Origin of the sequence: Aureimonas endophytica, assembly GCF_014642635.1 — a bacterium.
GTDB classification, from domain to species: Bacteria; Pseudomonadota; Alphaproteobacteria; order Rhizobiales; family Rhizobiaceae; genus Plantimonas; species Plantimonas endophytica.
In genome coordinates this window covers 222,167-238,729 of sequence record NZ_BMIQ01000002.1, presented here as the reverse complement: position 1 = coordinate 238,729, position 16,563 = coordinate 222,167, and the positions used below count along the sequence as shown (strand labels likewise).

Genomic DNA, 16,563 nt, shown 5'->3' with positions numbered 1-16,563 from the left:
GAGGGGTCGGAACGCCTGGGGGCGCGGATCAGTTCTCGGTCGCCTCGGCAGCCTCGGCCTTCGGCTTGCGGGCGGCCTTCGGCTTGGCGGCCTGCGGCGCCTCGTCGGCACCGGCCTCGGCCGCGCCCTCGGTCGTCGCGGCCTTCGCCTTGGCGGTCGGCGCCTGGCCGTCCGTCAGGATCTCGCCGATGCGGACCAGCGTCAGGTCCTGGCGATGGCCGCGGGTGCGCTTGGAATTCTGGCGGCGGCGCTTCTTGAAGGAGATCACCTTCGGGCCGCGCGTCTGCTCGACGATCTCGGCGGTGACGGTGGCGCCGGCCACGAAGGGCGCGCCGATCGTCGAGCCGACCATCAGCACCTCGGCGAAGGAGACGCTGTCGCCCGCCTCGCCGGCGATGCGCTCGATGGTGAATTCGTCATTGGCGGCGACGCGGTACTGCTTGCCGCCCGTCTTGATCACTGCGAACATTACGGTCCTTTCACGGACTCTCGGAACAGGGGTTCCGGGCCGTCTTCTTATGGTTTTGCTTGGCCGGGGCGGAGCGCGCGAAGGGAGGAGCGCCGGACCCACGAATGGCCGCGTGTGCGATACCGCAGCCGCGACGAAACGTCAACGCGGCGCGCCCCGGCGGGGGCGCCCGCGAAGAAATGACGAGAATGTTGCGGAAGCATCTGGACAGACGCCCGCGTTTCGAAGATATGTCCGCCCCGGAAAGGTGGCGGAGTGGTCGATCGCACCGCACTCGAAATGCGGCATACGGGCAACCGTATCGGGGGTTCGAATCCCCCCCTTTCCGCCAGCGCTTCCTCCCAACTCCGCCGATAGTCGACATCGCCCCGCTTACCGTCGGGGCTTGCGCGCTTCTTCGATCGGGACTGTCGTTTCTTTTCCTAATCGCTTCCTGGCGCAATAGGAACGGGGTCGCGACGGAAGGCTCGGCTGGGGGCGGACGGCGTTCTGGAGCGGTTCGGGGGCTTGGACAAAGTCCGCGCGGAAAACTATCCTAGCGTCGATTGACGGAAATCCGTCGGGGCACGAGACTATAGGCCCAAGCAAAGGGAAGCTGGCGCCGTGTCCGTTTCGTCCATGATTGGCCATGCCCTTACGGATGAGGACGGCCGCTTTCTCAGCGTCGACGCGAATTTCTGCGAAGTGCTGCAGATGCCCTCGGCCGAACTGACAGCGTGCAGTCTGCTCGACGTGACCTATCGCGAGGATCGCGGCCACAATATCGCCGATCTCGACCGGCTCCGCCTCACCGGCGAGGCCTTTGTCATCCGCAAGCGCTATGTCCGCCCGTCCGGCAAGCTCGTCTGGGTGGAGAACCACGTCTCCCTGTTCCGCGACGGCCTCGGCCCGCCGCGCCTCATCGCCGCCAGCCGGGAACTGGTGGGCGACGACGTGGCGCGCGCCCGCGCCCGTCCGCTCCTGCGCTTCGAGGACCTCGCGCCGCACCTGCACGCCGCCTTTCGCGACGCCCTCGTCGAGGCCCTGGAGCGGCACGCGGCGCAAGGGTCGTTTCCCTTGGTCGGCGACACGCTCTCGGCGACGTCGGTCGACACCCTGGTGCGGATCGCGAATTCCCTCATGGAAGCCTATGACGAGACCGCGCTCGACGACGATCCGGCCACCCGCAAGCTGATCGAGGCGGTGCTTCTTCATGTCGGGCGCCGCCTGACCGAAGGCGCGAGCGCCCTGCGCTTCGGCACCGGGGCGCACTGAGAACGCAAGACCGGAAGGCCGCCGCCCTCCCCCTGCCCGTACGAATGCCGAGCGTCCGGCCGGCGCGCCGGAAGGTCCGGCCAAGCATCTTCCCGCCTTCCGCCGGAACCGACCCGCCCGTGGCCGATTCGCCTTTCGGGAGGACGGGACATGACCCATCACGACATCGTCGTCATCGGCGGATCGTCCGGCGCGACGGCGCCCTTGAAGACGATCCTCGCGGCCCTGCCCGCCGATCTGCCGGCGGCGGTCTTCATCGTCCTGCACATTCCGGCCCGCAGCCTCGGCATTCTCGCCACGGTCGCCGCCGCCGCCGGGCGCCTGCCGGTGAGGCCCGTCAGCGACGGCATGCCGATCGAACCCGGCATCGTCTATCTCGGCGTGCCCGACCATCACCTGCTGCTCAAGCCGGGCGCCATCCGGCTCGGCCACGGGCCGCGCGAGAACATGGCGCGGCCGGCCATCGACCCGCTCTTCCGCTCGGCCGCCGCGAGCTACGGCCCGCGCGTCGTCGGCGTCCTGCTCAGCGGCCTTCTCAACGACGGCGCCGCCGGGCTGCGCGCCATCAAGCAATGCGGCGGCCTGGCGCTCGTCCAGGACCCGGCGGAAGCGGTGGCGGACGAGATGCCGCTCGGCGCGATGCGGGCGGTGGAGATCGACTTCGCCCTGCGGAGCGCCCGGATCGGCGACATCCTGTCCGATCTCGTCACCCAGCCGGCCGGTCCGATGCCGCCCGTGCCGCCGGATCTGCGCCTGGAGGTCGACATCGCGGCCGGCGAGCGGATCGATCCCGACGCCTTCCGGCGCTTCGCCGATCCCGTCGCCCTCACCTGCCCGCAATGCGGCGGTGTCCTGTCGGCGATCCGCGACGCCAAGCCGCTTCGCTTCCGCTGCCAGGTCGGGCATGCGCTGACCGGCGAGGCGCTCGCCAAGGAGCAGGAAGGCTCGGTGGACGAAGCGCTGCGGGTGGCGCTGCGGGTGATCGGCGAGCGCGCCGAACTCGTTGAGAAGATGGCGCGCGAAGGTCGCGAGGCGGGTCGGCCCGCCGTTGCCGAGATGTACGAGGAGCGCGCCCGGGAATATCGTCGCTACGCCGAAACGATCCGCCGTGCCGTGCTGCGCTCGCTGCCCGCGCCGCCGGGCGGGGAGGAGGAGCCTTAGCCGGGAATCAATTTTATCCAAACCGGCCCGAAGCCCTGATGCCTCCCGATGGGGAAGCCTTTATCCTGCGGCGCGGGATTCGGACCGGCCCGCCGAAGGGCCGGCTCCGACGGTCGCCGCCGGCGGGCCAGAAAAGGCGCGGACGCCGCGCGGTGTTCGCCGGGGGCGGCGCCGCGATGCGCCGAGCGAGATCGAAGGGCGGGAGACGTGATGGACAGCGAGGGCCGAGGCCAGGGATCGGAAGCGGCGGAGCCAGGCCTCACGCCGATCCTGGCGCTCGGCGCCTCGGCGGCGGCGACCGGGTCGCTGGAGCGCTTCCTCGCCCGCCTGTCCCTCGACGAGCATCTGGCGGCGATCCTCGTCTTCCAGCATCGCGAGGCCCTGGACGAGGCGGCGTTCCGGCAGGCCGTCGCGGCGGCCGGCCACACGCTCGTCAATGTCCACGAGGACATGCGGATCGAGCCGGGCCGGCTCTATCTCAGCCCGCCCGACGTCTTGACCACCATCGCCGACGGCCGGCTCCATCTGGCGCCGCCGGAGGGCGAGCCGGGCGCGCGCGGCACGATCGACAATCTTCTCCTCTCGCTCGCCCGCGAGGAACATGGCCATGCCATCGTCGTGATGTTCGAGGGGACCGGCGACGACGGCACGCTCGGCTTCACGGCGATCAAGGAACTCGGCGGCCTGACGCTGGCGGAGGAGACCGAGCGCCATCGCGGCGGCGAACTGGAAACGAGCTCGAGCCCCGCCGCGCTCGCCGACTTCCTTCTGCCGCCCGACGAGCTCGCCGATCGCGTCATGGCCTATGGACGGCGCCTGTCGCGGCAAAGGGAGCCCGGCCAGAGCCTGACGCGCGAGGTCTCCGGCGCCATGGCCAGCATCGTGACGCTCCTGCGCCAGAAGACCGGCCACGATTTCCACGGCTACAAGTCGGGCACCTTCATCCGGCGCATCCAGCGCCGCATGCAGGTGACGCAGGTCGAGGATGTCGCCGATTATGTCGAGGTGCTGCGCGGCCAGCCCGACGAGGCACAGAACCTCTTCAACGACCTCCTGATCGGGGTGACGCAGTTCTTCCGCGACAAGAAGGAGTTCGAACTCCTCGAAACGCAGATCATCCCGAGGCTCTTCCAGGACAAGCGGCGCGACGACCAGCTGCGGGTCTGGGTCATCGGCTGCTCCACCGGCGAGGAGGCCTATTCGATCGCCATCCTCTTGCGCGAGCACATGGCGACGCTGGACGAGGTGCCGCAGGTGCAGATCTTCGCCAGCGATCTCGACGGGCGCGCGCTCGCCTCGGCGCGCGTCGGGCGCTTCAGCGCCGACATCGCCCGCGACGTCCCGCCCGAACGGCTGGCGCGCTGGTTCGTCAAGGAAGGCAATACCTACTGCGTCGTGAAGGACATCAGGGAGATGTGCATCTTCTCCCAGCACAGCGTCATCAAGGACGCGCCCTTCTCGCGCCTCGATCTCGTGTCCTGCCGCAATCTCCTGATCTATCTCGACGCCGAATTGCAGAGCCGGATCATCCCCCTCTTCCATTTCGCGCTGAAGCCCGGCGGCTATCTTTTTCTCGGCAATTCCGAGAATGCCTCGCGCCACGCCAATCTCTTCGTGCCGATCGAGCCGCGCTTCCGCATCTTCCGCCGCCTCGACACGGCGACACGCATCCTGCCCGACTTTCCCTTCACGCCCACGGAACGCCGGGTCGGCGGCGAGGCCGCGTCGGAAAAGCGTCATCCGCCGCTGGAATTCGGCCTGTCGCGGACGGCCGAGCGGATCGCCGAGCGCTATGCGCCGGCCTTCGCCATCGTCGACGCGCAGTTCAACGTCCTGCATTTCTCCGGGCGCGCCGGCCGCTTCATCGAGCCGGCCGGCGGCGCGGCGAGCCTGAACCTGCCCAATCTCGTCCATCCCGACCTGCGCCTCGACCTGCGCATGGCGCTGACCCAGGCGGCCGAGCAGAACCGCCCGGTGCAGGCCGGCAATCTGCGCATGGGCACCAACGGCCAGTCGCGCACCGTGCGGATCATCGTCGAGCCGGTGGAGGAGACGCAGTCCTCCTCCCGCAGCTTCGTCGTGATCTTCAAGGAGGATGCCGAGCCGCTCGCTGCGGACGGCGCCGCCGATGGCGGCGAGCTTCCGCGCCAGGACGAGCGCGTGCAGCGCCTGGAAGCCGAGCTGCGCGTCGCGAACGAACGCCTCCAGGCCACCGTCGAGGAACTGGAAAGCACCAACGAGGAACTGAAATCCTCCAACGAGGAATATCAGTCGCTGAACGAGGAGCTGCAATCGGCCAACGAGGAGCTGGAAACCTCGAAGGAGGAATTGCAGTCGATCAACGAGGAGCTGACCACGGTCAATGGCGAGCTGGCGCATCGCGTGCAGGAACTCGCCCGCACCAACAGCGACCTCAAGAACTTCCTCGAAAGCACCCAGATCGCGACGGTGTTTCTCGACAACGAATTGCGGGTGATGAACTTCACCCCGGCTCTGACGGAGGTCTTCCATCTGGTGGAGACCGATATCGGCCGGCCGATCGGCCATATCAAGTCGCGCATCGCCTATGACGACCTCCAGGACGACGTGCGCCGCGTGCTGCGCACGCTCGGCAGCGTCGATCGCGAGGTCGAGAGCACGACGGGCGCCCGCTACATGGCGCGCGTCCTGCCCTATCGCAGCGTCGACAACTTCATCGGCGGCATCGTCGTCACCTTCACCAACATCACGCCGCTGACAAAGGCGCAGCAGGCGCTCCAGGAAAGCGAGAAGCGGCTGCGCACCCTCACCGAGGGCATTCCGCAGCTCGTCTGGCGAGGCTCCAGCGACGGCGCCTGGACCTGGGCGAGCATGCAATGGTCGCTCTATACCGGCCTGTCGGAAGAGGAGAGCCGGGGCTTCGGCTGGATCAACGCCGTGCATCCCGACGACCGGGAACGGGCGCGCCGCGCCTGGAGCGACTCCCTGACGAGCGGCCAGCTGGAAATGGAGGGCCGGATCTTCCAGGCCAAGGATCGCACCTATCGCTGGTTCCGGACGCGGGCGATGCCGGTCTTCGGCGACGACGGCAAGGTTGTGGAATGGCTCGGCACCTCGACCGATATCGACGAGATGCGCCAGATGCAGGAGCGCCAGGGCGTGCTGCTCGCCGAATTGCAGCACCGCACGCGCAATCTTCTCGGCGTCGTCCGGGCGATCGCGGAGAAGACCGCCGAATCGAGCCCGGGCTTCACCGAGTTCCTCCTCCAGTTCCGCGAGCGCCTCGGCGCGCTGTCGCGCGTCAACGCGCTTCTGTCCCGGCTGGAGGAAGGGCGGCGGGTCACCTTCGACGAGCTCGTCCACACCGAGCTCTCGGCGCGCGGCGCCCTGGCCGAGCCGCAGTCGCGCCGCGTCCGGCTGGACGGGCCGGCGGGCGTGCGGCTGCGCTCCGCCACGGTGCAGACCATCGCCCTCGCCATCCACGAGCTCGCGACGAACGCCACCAAATATGGCGCGCTGGCCGCCCCGGACGGCGAGCTGGCCGTCAACTGGCGCGTGGAAACCGATCCCGCGAGCCAGAAGCGGCGGCTGCGGGTGGAATGGATCGAAAGCGGCGTCACCGGCCTGCCGATGCCGAACGCGCCGGCCGAGGGCGGCGGCTATGGCCGCGAGCTGATCGAGCGCGCGCTTCCCTACCAGCTGAAGGCGGAGACCACCTACGAGATCGGTCCCGACGGGGTGCATTGCACCATCGACCTGCCGATCGAGAGCTGAGGCGCCCGCGCGCCCTTCAGCGCGCGAGCAGCCGCGCGACGCTCGCCGGATCGACCGGCTTCTGGCAGATCGGCACGGACTGGTAGTCGGCCGGGATCATCCAGTGATCATAGCCCGTGGCGAAGACGAAGGGCAGGCCGAGACGGCGCAGCGCCGCCGCCAGCGGGTAGATCATCGCGCCCTGGACATTGATGTCGAGCACGGCCCAGTCGACCGTCTCGCCCGTGCCGAGAAGCTCGAAAGCCTCGTCGATGGAGGCGGCCGGCCCGACGATCTCGGCGCCGAGATCGGCGAAGTCCATCGCGAGGCTGTCGGCGATGTAGAACTCGTCCTCGACGATCAGGATGCGCTTGCCGCGCAGCATGCTCTTCCGCGACGGCTTCTCCCGATCGATGACCGTCGCGGCCGACGAAAGAGCGTCATCGTCGCTCGTCGTGATCATGAGACGGCCCTCCGCATGTCGGCTCCGGGCATTCAGACATCACAGCATGCGAATACAACGACTTAGCTCTTAGCCGTTGAAGCACAGCAACCTATCGATCGTCGCGATCGTCGCGCGAAGGACGCCCTTCGCCGCGCCGCGCCGCGTTTCGGGCGCGCCGCCGATCGGCAACCGGCTAGCATAAAAGCCGGGAGAAGGGCGGCGGCACCCGCCGGCCCGCGCCTTCGCCTTCAGCCGGCCCGGGGCGTGAACTCCACCGCGCTCTTGCGCCGGACCATGTAGCGGGCCTCCGGCCCGTAGGGCGCGAGCTTCTCGGGCCGGATGCCGCCCGTGCGGTCGGCGAAGCCGAAGCGCTGCCAGAAGGGCATCGTGCCGTAGACGGCGATCAGCGCCGTCTCGCGAAAGGCGGCGCCGGCATCCAGCGCATGGTAGACGCCGATGCGCGCATGGCCGGCGCCGCGCAGATGCGGCGCCACCACCACGTCGTGGATGTAGTAGCCGTCGGCATCGTCCGGCAGGCGGCCGAGCACCGTGTCGAGCGGCGGCGGATCGAAGAGCCGCGCCGGGTGGGAAATGGCATAGCCCTCGATCGTCGTCGCCGTGGCGAGGACCTGGCAGCCCTGCGGAAAGAGCGCGAGCCGATCCGCGAAGACCTCCGGCCGCTCGGTCAGGCCGGGATGGATGCGGTTGCCGAGCGTTTCCACGCCTGCGAGATCGGCGTCCCGCATCTCGCGCCAGACCGGCTCCTCCATCGCGCCCTCCCCCGCAAAGCCCGGCGGCCGGGTCAGCGATGCATGCGACCCGCGCCGTAGAACATCTTCTCCCACGACTTGTGCGCCTTGTAACCCTCGCGGATGAAGGGCGTGAACATCGCGAGGTTGAGGATCGCCTTGTTGGTGAGATTGGCCGGGAAGGTCAGCGGCTTCTCGAAATCGACGAAGAGCACGACCCGCACTTGATCCGAATGGTTCCAGGCCTCGTGCTCGTAGGCGTCGTCGAAGATCAGCGCCTTGCCCTCTTCCCAATGGCAGAGCTCGTTCTCGACGCGGATGGCGATCTTCTCCGGCTCCGGCGGCACGATGAGGCCGAGATGGAAGCGCAGCACGCCGTTATAGGGGCCGCGATGCGGCGGCAGATGCTTGCCGGGCTCGAAGATCGAGAACATCGCCGATTTCAGGCCGGGAATCTTCTGGAGGATGCGCCAGGTCTCGGGGCATTGGCGGATCGCCTCCTCCGACTTGATGCCGTAGCCGCAGAGGAAGAAGGTCTTCCAGTTCCGGTCGGAGGAGATCGAGCGCACTTCCGAGGAGATCTCGTGGAAGGCCGGCAGTTCCTCGCGGCGCACCAGGATGCGATCGAGCTCGGCCCGGATCAGCCGCCATTCGGCCTCGACCTCGCGGGCCCAGGGAAAGGTGTCGGTCGGATAGACCGGCGGGTTGCCGATCGCCGAATGGCGCAGGTTCAGCCGCTCGGCGCCCTCCACCATCCGCATCACGGCCCGCGCCACAGCGCTGCCGCCCGACATCGTGTCCTCGATCCCCTGCGTCTTGGCCTTCTGTTGAACCCGTTGGTCCATCTTCGTCGCTTTCACTCAAGTTTTGCGCGCTGGCCTGCGCTTCGGAACGCCGCGCGTCAAGCGGCAGACACAGGCGGCATGGCGCGAGCATGGCGCAACGGCCGCCTTTCCTCGCGATCGGGGCTCGGCTATGGTTCGCGCGCACCACCATGTCACGCAGGATTGCATGTCCGACCAGTCGAGACCGAAGTCGTCGCGCCCGAAGTCGCCGGGCAGGATCGATCGTCCGAAGGGTCCGATGCCGCCGCCGCCCGCCAAGGAGGCGACGCCGGTCGGCACGGCCGCCAATCCGAAGCGCGATCCGGCGCCCGCCCTGCCGGCGGCGGACGAGCGGCGCGGCTTCCTCGATTCCCGGCGCGGCGTGCGCTCGATGGACGAGGCGGCGGACTGGCTGCGCGTGCGCGCCATCGAGGATGTGGAATGCATCACGCCCGATCTCGCAGGCGTGCCGCGCGGCAAGATGATGCCGGCCAAGAAATTCACCGGCAACACCTCGCTCGCCCTGCCCTCCGCCCTCTTCATGCACACGATCTCGGGCGAATATCCGGAGGAATCGGGCGAGTTCCGCTATTCGCCGAACGACGGCGACCTGAAGCTCGTGCCCGATCTCTCGACCCTCTCGGCCGTGCCCTGGGAGACCGACCCGACGGCGCAGGTGATCTGCGACCTCGTCGACACGCAGGGCCAGGCGGTCGCCTATACGCCGCGCAACGTGCTGAAGCGGGTGCTCGCCCTCTACGAGGAGCGCGGCTGGCGGCCGATCGTCGCCCCGGAGATCGAGTTCTATCTCGTCTCGAAGAATGTCGATCCCGACTATCCGCTCGTGCCGCCGATCGGCCGCTCGGGCCGTCAGATCCAGGGCGGACAGGCCTATTCGATCGGCGGCGTCAACGAGTTCGACGAGCTCATCGACGACATCTACCATTATTCCGACGCGCAGGGTCTGGAGATCGACACGCTGATCCACGAGGACGGCGCGGCCCAGCTCGAGATCAACCTGCGCCACGGCCATCCGGTGGAACTCGCCGACCAGGTGTTCATGTTCAAGCGCACCATCCGCGAGGCGGCGATGGGCCAGGGCATCTACGCCACCTTCATGGCCAAGCCCATCCAGGGCCAGCCGGGCTCGGCCATGCACATCCACCAGTCGGTGGTCGAGATCGACAGCGGCCGCAACATCTTCTCGCAGGAAGACGGTTCGCCCTCGCCGGAATTCTACCGCTTCATCGGCGGCATGCAGCGCTACGTGCCGGCGGCGCTGGTGATGATGGCGCCCTACGTGAACTCCTATCGCCGCCTGACCTATGGCATGTCGGCGCCGACCAACAATGCCTGGGGCTACGACAACCGCACCACGGCCTTCCGCATCCCGACCTCCGACCCGTCGGCGCGGCGCGTCGAGAACCGCCTGCCCTCTTCCGACGCCAATCCCTATCTTGCGCTCGCCGCCTCGCTGGCCTGCGGCTATCTCGGCATCGTCAACGCGATCGAGCCCGACCAGCCGACCGACCGCACCGTGAACGAGAGCGGCGAGATCTCGCTGCCGCGCGGCCTCCTGGAGGCGGTCGCCGCCTTCGAGGCCGAGGTCGCCTTCCACGACGTCTTCAGCCGCGAATTCGTCGGCACCTATGCCGGCATCAAGCGGGGCGAGTTCGAGACCTTCATGCAGGTGATCAGCCCCTGGGAGCGCGAATACCTGCTTCTGCAAGTCTGATGGCGGCCTATCAGTCCCCCATCTCGCCCGGCCGGTCCTGGTACGAGGATTCGGTGCCGGACCGGCCGGCCTATCCGGCGCTGGAGGGCGATCTGGCCGCCGACGTCGTGATCGTCGGCGGCGGCTTCACCGGCCTGTCGGCGGCCGCGCATCTCGCGGCGCGCGGCGTCTCAGTCGCGCTTCTCGAGGCCCATCGCCTCGGCGACGGCGCCTCGGGCCGCAATGGCGGCCAGCTCGGCACCGGCCAGCGGCAATGGCCGGAGGAGCTGGAAAAACATTACGGCTTCGACCGGGCGAAAGCGCTGTTCGATCTCGCCGAGGAGGCGAAGACCCATCTCCTCGACTTCGCCGCGACCCATGCGATCGACATCGACTACCGGCCGGGCCAGCTCTCCGTCGCCCACAAGAAGCGTTACGTCGCCGATTATCGCACCCATCAGGAGGCGCTGGCGACACGCTTCGGCTATCCGCATGCGACCTTCATGGACGCGGCCGAGACCGCCGGGCGGCTCGGCTCGGCGCGCTATTTCGGCGGCATGCGCGACATGGGCACCGGCCATCTCCACCCGCTGAAGCTTCTCGTCGGCGCGGGAAAGGTGGCGGCCGGCGCGGGCGCCAAGCTCTTCGAGGCGACGCCCGTCCTGTCGCTGCGAAATGTCGGCGGCCGCGTCGAGGCGCGGACGGCGCACGGCACGGTCAGGGCCGAGCGGGCGCTCCTCGCGACCAACGCGCATGGGGGGGCGATCAGCGGCGAGGCGGCGCGCCACATCATGCCCATCCGCTCCTTCATCGGCGCGACGGAACCGCTGCCCGCCGGGACGGACGTGCTGCCGGGCGGGGAATCCGTCGACGACTCGCGCTTCGTCGTGCGCTATTTCCGCAAGACGCCGGACAACCGGCTGCTCTTCGGCGGACGCGAGACCTATACCTCGGCCGTCGGCGACATCGCCGGCGATATCGGCCGGCAGATCGCCGAGATCTTCCCGCAGATCGGCGCCGTGCCGCTGACCCATGCCTGGGGCGGCTCGGTCGGCATCACGATGGAGCGGATGCCCTATATCCGCGCCGTCGCGCCCGGCATCACCGCCATCGGCGGCTATTCGGGCCATGGCGTGATGCTGGCGAACTTCGCCGGGCGGCTCTATGCCGAACGCGTGACCGGCAATCGCGATCGCCTGAAGCTTCTCGAAGATTTGAAGATCAGCGCCTTTCCGGGCGGCCGGCGTCTCCGCGCGCCGATCCTTTTCCTCGCCATGTCCTGGTTCGCGCTGCGCGACCGGCTCTGAGGGCACGCGGCGCCGCCCCCATCCCTTGGAAGCGGCAGGGAAAAACTGCTACTGCCGGCTCATGTTCGATCCTTCGCCGGCCGCGACCCGTGGCCAAGAGCCCGAGCCCGGGACGGGCCTCCGTCATCGGCTGCGCCTGGAAACGCGCCTCGCGCACGAGCGTCTGGATGCCGGCTTCGCCCGGATCGGCGAGCCGGACGGCGGCGGCGGTGACTATGCGCGCTTCCTGATCGTCAACGAGGCCTGCCTCGGCGCGATCGAGCCCCTTCTCGCCGCGAGCGGCGTCTTCCGGCATTTCGGCGACGGCGCGGCGGCCTTCCGCCACGAGGCCGCGCGCCGCGATCTCGCGGCCATGAAGCTGCGACCAATCGTCGTTTCCCCTTTCCCGCTGCCGCGCCCCTCGATTGCCGAAGCGGTGGGGGTCACCTATGTCCTCGAAGGATCGCGACTGGGGGCCCGGCTCATCCTGAAACGTCTTCGCGCCGCCGAGGAGGACGGGAAGCCGTCCGCCATCGCGACGTCCTTTCTCGAGGCGGCGGGCCAGCCCACCCGTTTCCGAGCCTTTCTCGACGCGGCGGAGATGCTCGTCGCGACCGGAGCGGATAGCGACCGGGCGGTGGACGCCGCGAACCGGACGTTCGACTATTTTCTCGAAGCCATGCGGACCGCCGACAGGGCTCAGAACGGAATGCGAGTGATTTGACCGCGGAACCGCACCCCCTGGACGAGCCGGTCGATCTGTCCAACTGCGATCGCGAGCCGATCCATCTCCTCGGCACGGTGCAGCCCTTCGGCTTTCTCGTCGCCGTGTCGATGGACTGGCTGATCCAGCACGTCTCCGCCAATATCGGCGACTATCTCGACGTCTCGCCCGACCATCTGCCGGGCGAGCCCCTGTCGGCGATCTTCCCGACGGCGGCGATCCATTCGATCCGCGGCCGGCTCCAGGTCATCGCCTCGCATGACGGCTCGGAGCGGCTCTTCGGCTGCGACCTTCTCGGCAAGAACACCTTCTTCGACATCGCGGTGCATGTCTCCGGCGCCTCGATCATCATCGAGGCCGAACCGACCGACACGACACAGACGGTCAATCCCGGCGCGCTGGTGAAGAGCATGATCGCCCGGATCCAGAAGACCGGCGACCTCACCCAGCTCTTCCGCGAAAGCGTGCGCCAGCTGCGCGGCATCACCGGCTTCGATCGCGTCATGCTCTACCGCTTCGCCGAAAGCGGCTCGGGCGAGGTGATCGCCGAATCCGTGCGCTCCGGCCGGGAACCCTTCCTCGGCCTCAACTATCCGGCGACGGACATTCCGCGCCAGGCGCGCCAGCTCTATATCCGCAACCAGACGCGCATCATCGCCGATGTCGGCGCGACGCCCGTGCCGATCGTCCCGGCGAGCGATCCTTACGGCCAGCCGATCGACCTGTCGCTTTCGGTGCTGCGCAGCGTCTCGCCGATCCATATCGAATACCTGCGCAACATGGGCGTCGCCGCCTCCTTCTCGATCTCGGTCGTGATCGACGGTAAGCTCTGGGGCCTCTTCGCGCTTCACCACTACGCGCCACGCCAGCTTTCGATGGAGCTGCGCGCCGCCACCGAGCTCTTCGGCCAGATGGTCGCCCTCATCATCGAGGGCCGGATCTACAAGGAGCGGCGCACGACGGAGGAAGCGGTCCGCCAGCTGCACGACCGGCTGATCGGCAAGATCGTCGCCACCACCAACAGCATGGAGGCGCTGGCCGACTTCTCCGACGAGCTGCGCGAGATCATCGCCTGCGACGGGCTCGTCGTCTGGTCGAAGGGCGAGGCGCATGGTTCGGGCCGCGCGCCGACCGCCGACGAACTGCCGGGCCTCGCCCGCTTCCTCAACCGCGCGGCGGCGAGCCGCGTCTACGCCTCGTCCGAGCTCGCGGCGGTCTATCCGCCGGCCGCCGACTTCGCCGATCGCGGCGCCGGCGTCCTCGCAATTCCGATCTCGCGCTCGCCGCGCGACTACATCCTGTTCTTCCGGCAGGAGCTCGTCAGCACCGTCAAATGGGCGGGCGACCCCAAAGCCGCGAAAGAGATGAAGATCGGGCCGAACGGCCCGCGCCTCACCCCGCGCAAGAGCTTCGAGGCCTGGCAGGAAACCGTGCGCGGCCGCAGCCGCGCCTGGACGGATTCCGATCTCAAGGCCGCCGAGGCGCTGCGCGTCTCGATCCTCGAGATCCTGCTGCGCTTCAACGAGGAGACCGAGCGCCAGCAGAGCCTGGCGACGCAGCGCCAGGAACTCCTGATCGCCGAGCTCAATCACCGGGTGCGCAACATCCTCAGCCTCATCCGGGCGATCGTCACGCAGTCCAAGCCCGGCGCCAACACGGTCGACGGCTTCGCCCGCATCATCGGCGGGCGCATCCAGGCCCTGGCACGCGCCCATGACCAGATCACCAGCGACAACGCGGCGGCGACCCGCCTCGCCGACGTCATCACCACCGAGGTCTCGGCCTATATCGCCAACAAGGCGAGCCGCGTGCGCCTGTCCGGGCCGGACGTCTTCGTCGAGGCCAAGACCTTCTCGACGCTGGCGCTGGTCTTCCACGAGCTGGTGACGAATTCGGCGAAATACGGCGCGCTGTCGGACTCGTCCGGCTCGATCGACGTCACCTGGTCGATCGACGCGGACGAGGCCTGCGCCATCGCCTGGCGCGAGCATGGCGGCCCGCCGGTGCAGCCGCCGAGCCGGCGTGGCTTCGGCTCGACCATCATCGAGCGCTCGATCCCGCACGACCTTCACGGCGAGGCGCGGGTGCGCTACGCGCTCGGCGGCCTCGAAGCCGACTTCCTGCTGCCGCCGACGGTCTTCCATCTCGACCGCACGGCGCGGCGGCGCGAGCCGGACATTCTCGACGCGATCGAGGCCCTGCCGCGGACGGAGGCGCCCTCGCTCGCCGGCACCAACGCCCTTCTCGTCGAGGACAACATGCTCATCTCGCTCGACGCCGAGCAGATGCTCGCCGGCTGCGGCATGGAGCAGGTCTTCATGGCCGCCAGCGTCGCCGAGGCGCGCAAGATCCTCGCCGAGGAGCGAATCGACTTCGCCCTGCTCGACGTCAATCTCGGCTCGGAAACGAGCTTCCCCCTCGTCGCCAATCTCAACGAGCGCCGGATTCCCTTCGTCTTCGCCACCGGCTACGGCGAGCAGATCGACCTGCCGCGCGGCGCGGAGCATATTCGGACGATCAAAAAGCCCTTCTCGACCGACCAGCTTCTCGCTGCGGTGCAAGAGGCCCTTGCGCGATAGGCCGCAGTCCGGCGAAAAGGACCACCGAAAGGCGTGCGGTGGAAGCGCTGGCGTTTTTTAATCGATTAGATTAGAGCGTCGAGTCGCTGCTCGGTGCTTCGGCTTCGCAGGAAAGGGTTCGATGTCCAGCCAGATCATCCCGGTCGAGCCGTTCGACTATGTCGTCTTCGGCGGAAGCGGCGACCTCGCGGAACGCAAGCTGCTGCCGGCCCTCTATCATCGCGACCGCGACGGCCAGATTCCGGCGGAGTCGCGCATCATCGGCGCCTCGCGCAGCCCCGTTTCCGACGAGGACTACCGCACCTTCGCGCGCAAGGCGCTGGAGGATCACGTCGGCGAGGCGCATCTCGAGGAGGAGGCCGTCGCCCGCTTCCTGTCGCGCCTCCATTATTGCGAGGTCGACGCCCGGTCCGACCATGGCTGGGACGCGCTGCGCGCCCTGCTCGACGAGGCGGGCGGCGAGCGCATCCGCGCCTTCTATCTCGCCGTCAGCCCGGCGATCTTCGGCGACATCGCCACCCATATTGCCGAGAAGGGCCTGTCCAACGACAAGACGCGCCTCGTGGTCGAGAAGCCGGTCGGCCGCGATCTCGATTCGGCCAACGAGCTGAACGCCGTCCTCGGCCGCCATTTCCGCGAGGACCAGATCTTCCGCATCGACCACTATCTCGGCAAGGAGACGGTGCAGAACCTGATGGCGCTGCGCTTCGCCAACGCCCTCTACGAGCCGATCTGGAACTCGACCCATATCGACCATGTCCAGATCACGGTCGCCGAATCCGTCGGCCTCGAAGGGCGCGTCACCTATTACGACAAGGCCGGCGCGCTGCGCGACATGGTGCAGAACCATATCCTGCAGCTCCTCTGCCTCGTGGCGCTGGAGCCGCCCTCGGCCATGACGGCGGACGCGCTGCGCGACGAGAAGCTGAAGGTTCTGCGCGCCCTGACGCCGATCGACGCCGGCAATGTCGAGAGCCGCACCGTGCGCGGCCAGTATCGCGCCGGCGCCTCGGCGGGCGGCGCGGTGAAGGGCTATCTGGAGGATCTCGGCAGCCCGAGCGACACGGAGACCTTCGTCGCGATCAAGGCGGAGATCGGCAACTGGCGCTGGGCCGGCGTGCCCTTCTACCTGCGCACCGGCAAGCGGCTGACGCAGCGCATGTCGGAAATCGTCGTCACCTTCCGCTCGATCCCGCATTCGATCTTCGAGGCCTCCGCCGGCGCGGTGCAGCAGAACCAGCTCGTCATCCGTCTCCAGCCCGACGAGGGCATCCGGCAATGGCTGATGATCAAGGATCCGGGCCCGGGCGGCATGCGCCTGCGCCACGTGCCGCTGGACATGACCTTCGCCTCCTCCTTCTCGGCGCGCAATCCCGACGCCTACGAGCGCCTGCTGATGGACGTGATCCGCGGCAACCAGACGCTGTTCATGCGGCGCGACGAGGTCGAGGCGGCCTGGCGCTGGGTCGATCCGATCCTGAAGTCCTGGGAAGACCTCGCGATGAAGCCGCAGGGCTACACCTCCGGCACCTGGGGCCCGTCGAGCTCCATCGCGCTGATCGAGCGCGACGGCCGGACCTGGCACGAGCCGGAATGACATCCGCGCGGCGGCCCGGCCCCTTGGCC

Annotated in this window: 12 protein-coding genes and 1 tRNA gene; 9 read left to right on the top strand and 4 right to left on the bottom strand. The window is 68.4% G+C overall.

The window, feature by feature from the left end; translation table 11 throughout:
- Positions 1-28: 28 nt before the first annotated feature.
- Positions 29-469, bottom strand: a complete 441-nt coding sequence (rplU, locus tag IEY14_RS07430) for a 50S ribosomal protein L21 (protein WP_188907590.1) — start codon at positions 467-469, stop codon at positions 29-31.
- Positions 470-710: 241 nt separating this feature from the next.
- Between rplU and IEY14_RS07425 the strand changes: the two genes are divergently transcribed.
- The 4 genes from IEY14_RS07425 (at position 711) to IEY14_RS07410 (ending at position 6,637) form a co-directional block, all read left to right on the top strand.
- Positions 711-800: transfer RNA gene (locus tag IEY14_RS07425), tRNA-Ser, on the top strand.
- Between the two features lie 272 nt (positions 801-1,072).
- A complete protein-coding gene (locus IEY14_RS07420) occupies positions 1,073-1,723 on the top strand; it encodes a PAS domain-containing protein (protein WP_188907589.1) in 651 nt (216 codons plus the stop codon).
- 150 nt (positions 1,724-1,873) lie between these two features.
- Positions 1,874-2,884 (top strand): chemotaxis protein CheB, encoded by a 1,011-nt coding sequence (locus tag IEY14_RS07415; protein WP_188907588.1) that lies wholly within the window; start codon positions 1,874-1,876, stop codon positions 2,882-2,884.
- A 210-nt stretch (positions 2,885-3,094) separates the two neighbouring features.
- The gene (locus tag IEY14_RS07410; protein ID WP_188907587.1) at positions 3,095-6,637 is read left to right on the top strand and encodes a CheR family methyltransferase; all 3,543 of its coding nucleotides are present in this window, start codon (positions 3,095-3,097) and stop codon (positions 6,635-6,637) included.
- Between the two features lie 16 nt (positions 6,638-6,653).
- Here the strand turns inward: IEY14_RS07410 and IEY14_RS07405 are convergent, their stop codons facing one another.
- From IEY14_RS07405 to IEY14_RS07395, 3 genes are all read right to left on the bottom strand, one after another.
- Positions 6,654-7,079 carry a response regulator gene (locus IEY14_RS07405; RefSeq protein ID WP_244639377.1) on the bottom strand — a complete coding sequence of 142 codons (426 nt, stop codon included), beginning with the start codon at positions 7,077-7,079 and terminating at the stop codon, positions 6,654-6,656.
- 230 nt (positions 7,080-7,309) lie between these two features.
- Complete coding sequence (locus tag IEY14_RS07400) at positions 7,310-7,831, bottom strand: GNAT family N-acetyltransferase (protein WP_188907586.1); 522 nt, start codon at positions 7,829-7,831, stop codon at positions 7,310-7,312.
- 32 nt (positions 7,832-7,863) lie between these two features.
- Entirely contained in the window at positions 7,864-8,655 is a 792-nt protein-coding gene (locus IEY14_RS07395; protein WP_188907585.1) for an aspartyl/asparaginyl beta-hydroxylase domain-containing protein, read from the bottom strand.
- A gap of 238 nt (positions 8,656-8,893) precedes the next feature.
- On the opposite strand from IEY14_RS07395, the gene IEY14_RS07390 reads away from it, so the two are divergent.
- The 5 genes from IEY14_RS07390 (at position 8,894) to zwf (ending at position 16,534) form a co-directional block, all read left to right on the top strand.
- Positions 8,894-10,369 carry a glutamine synthetase family protein gene (locus IEY14_RS07390; RefSeq protein WP_188907584.1) on the top strand — a complete coding sequence of 492 codons (1,476 nt, stop codon included), beginning with the start codon at positions 8,894-8,896 and terminating at the stop codon, positions 10,367-10,369.
- Positions 10,369-11,655 (top strand): NAD(P)/FAD-dependent oxidoreductase, encoded by a 1,287-nt coding sequence (locus tag IEY14_RS07385; RefSeq protein WP_188907583.1) that lies wholly within the window; start codon positions 10,369-10,371, stop codon positions 11,653-11,655. The genes IEY14_RS07390 and IEY14_RS07385 overlap by 1 nt, the downstream gene beginning before the upstream one ends.
- 61 nt (positions 11,656-11,716) lie before the next feature.
- Positions 11,717-12,358 (top strand): biliverdin-producing heme oxygenase, encoded by a 642-nt coding sequence (locus IEY14_RS07380; protein ID WP_188907582.1) that lies wholly within the window; start codon positions 11,717-11,719, stop codon positions 12,356-12,358.
- Positions 12,355-14,937 carry an HWE histidine kinase domain-containing protein gene (locus tag IEY14_RS07375; protein ID WP_244639376.1) on the top strand — a complete coding sequence of 861 codons (2,583 nt, stop codon included), beginning with the start codon at positions 12,355-12,357 and terminating at the stop codon, positions 14,935-14,937. The genes IEY14_RS07380 and IEY14_RS07375 overlap by 4 nt, the downstream gene beginning before the upstream one ends.
- A 121-nt stretch (positions 14,938-15,058) precedes the next feature.
- Positions 15,059-16,534 carry a glucose-6-phosphate dehydrogenase gene (gene zwf / locus IEY14_RS07370; protein ID WP_188907581.1) on the top strand — a complete coding sequence of 492 codons (1,476 nt, stop codon included), beginning with the start codon at positions 15,059-15,061 and terminating at the stop codon, positions 16,532-16,534.
- The last annotated feature ends 29 nt before the right edge of the window (positions 16,535-16,563 follow it).

What these genes read in the sequence shown, in the direction of transcription:
- rplU (WP_188907590.1), bottom strand. Translation starts at nt 469, where the DNA reads ATGTTCGCAGTGATCAAGACGGGCGGCAAGCAGTACCGCGTCGCCGCC.
- zwf (WP_188907581.1), top strand. Translation starts at nt 15,059, where the DNA reads ATGTCCAGCCAGATCATCCCGGTCGAGCCGTTCGACTATGTCGTCTTC.
- IEY14_RS07380 (WP_188907582.1), top strand. Translation starts at nt 11,717, where the DNA reads ATGTTCGATCCTTCGCCGGCCGCGACCCGTGGCCAAGAGCCCGAGCCC.
- IEY14_RS07400 (WP_188907586.1), bottom strand. Translation starts at nt 7,831, where the DNA reads ATGGAGGAGCCGGTCTGGCGCGAGATGCGGGACGCCGATCTCGCAGGC.
- IEY14_RS07395 (WP_188907585.1), bottom strand. Translation starts at nt 8,655, where the DNA reads ATGGACCAACGGGTTCAACAGAAGGCCAAGACGCAGGGGATCGAGGAC.
- IEY14_RS07405 (WP_244639377.1), bottom strand. Translation starts at nt 7,079, where the DNA reads ATGATCACGACGAGCGACGATGACGCTCTTTCGTCGGCCGCGACGGTC.
- IEY14_RS07415 (WP_188907588.1), top strand. Translation starts at nt 1,874, where the DNA reads ATGACCCATCACGACATCGTCGTCATCGGCGGATCGTCCGGCGCGACG.
- IEY14_RS07385 (WP_188907583.1), top strand. Translation starts at nt 10,369, where the DNA reads ATGGCGGCCTATCAGTCCCCCATCTCGCCCGGCCGGTCCTGGTACGAG.
- IEY14_RS07410 (WP_188907587.1), top strand. Translation starts at nt 3,095, where the DNA reads ATGGACAGCGAGGGCCGAGGCCAGGGATCGGAAGCGGCGGAGCCAGGC.
- IEY14_RS07390 (WP_188907584.1), top strand. Translation starts at nt 8,894, where the DNA reads ATGCCGCCGCCGCCCGCCAAGGAGGCGACGCCGGTCGGCACGGCCGCC.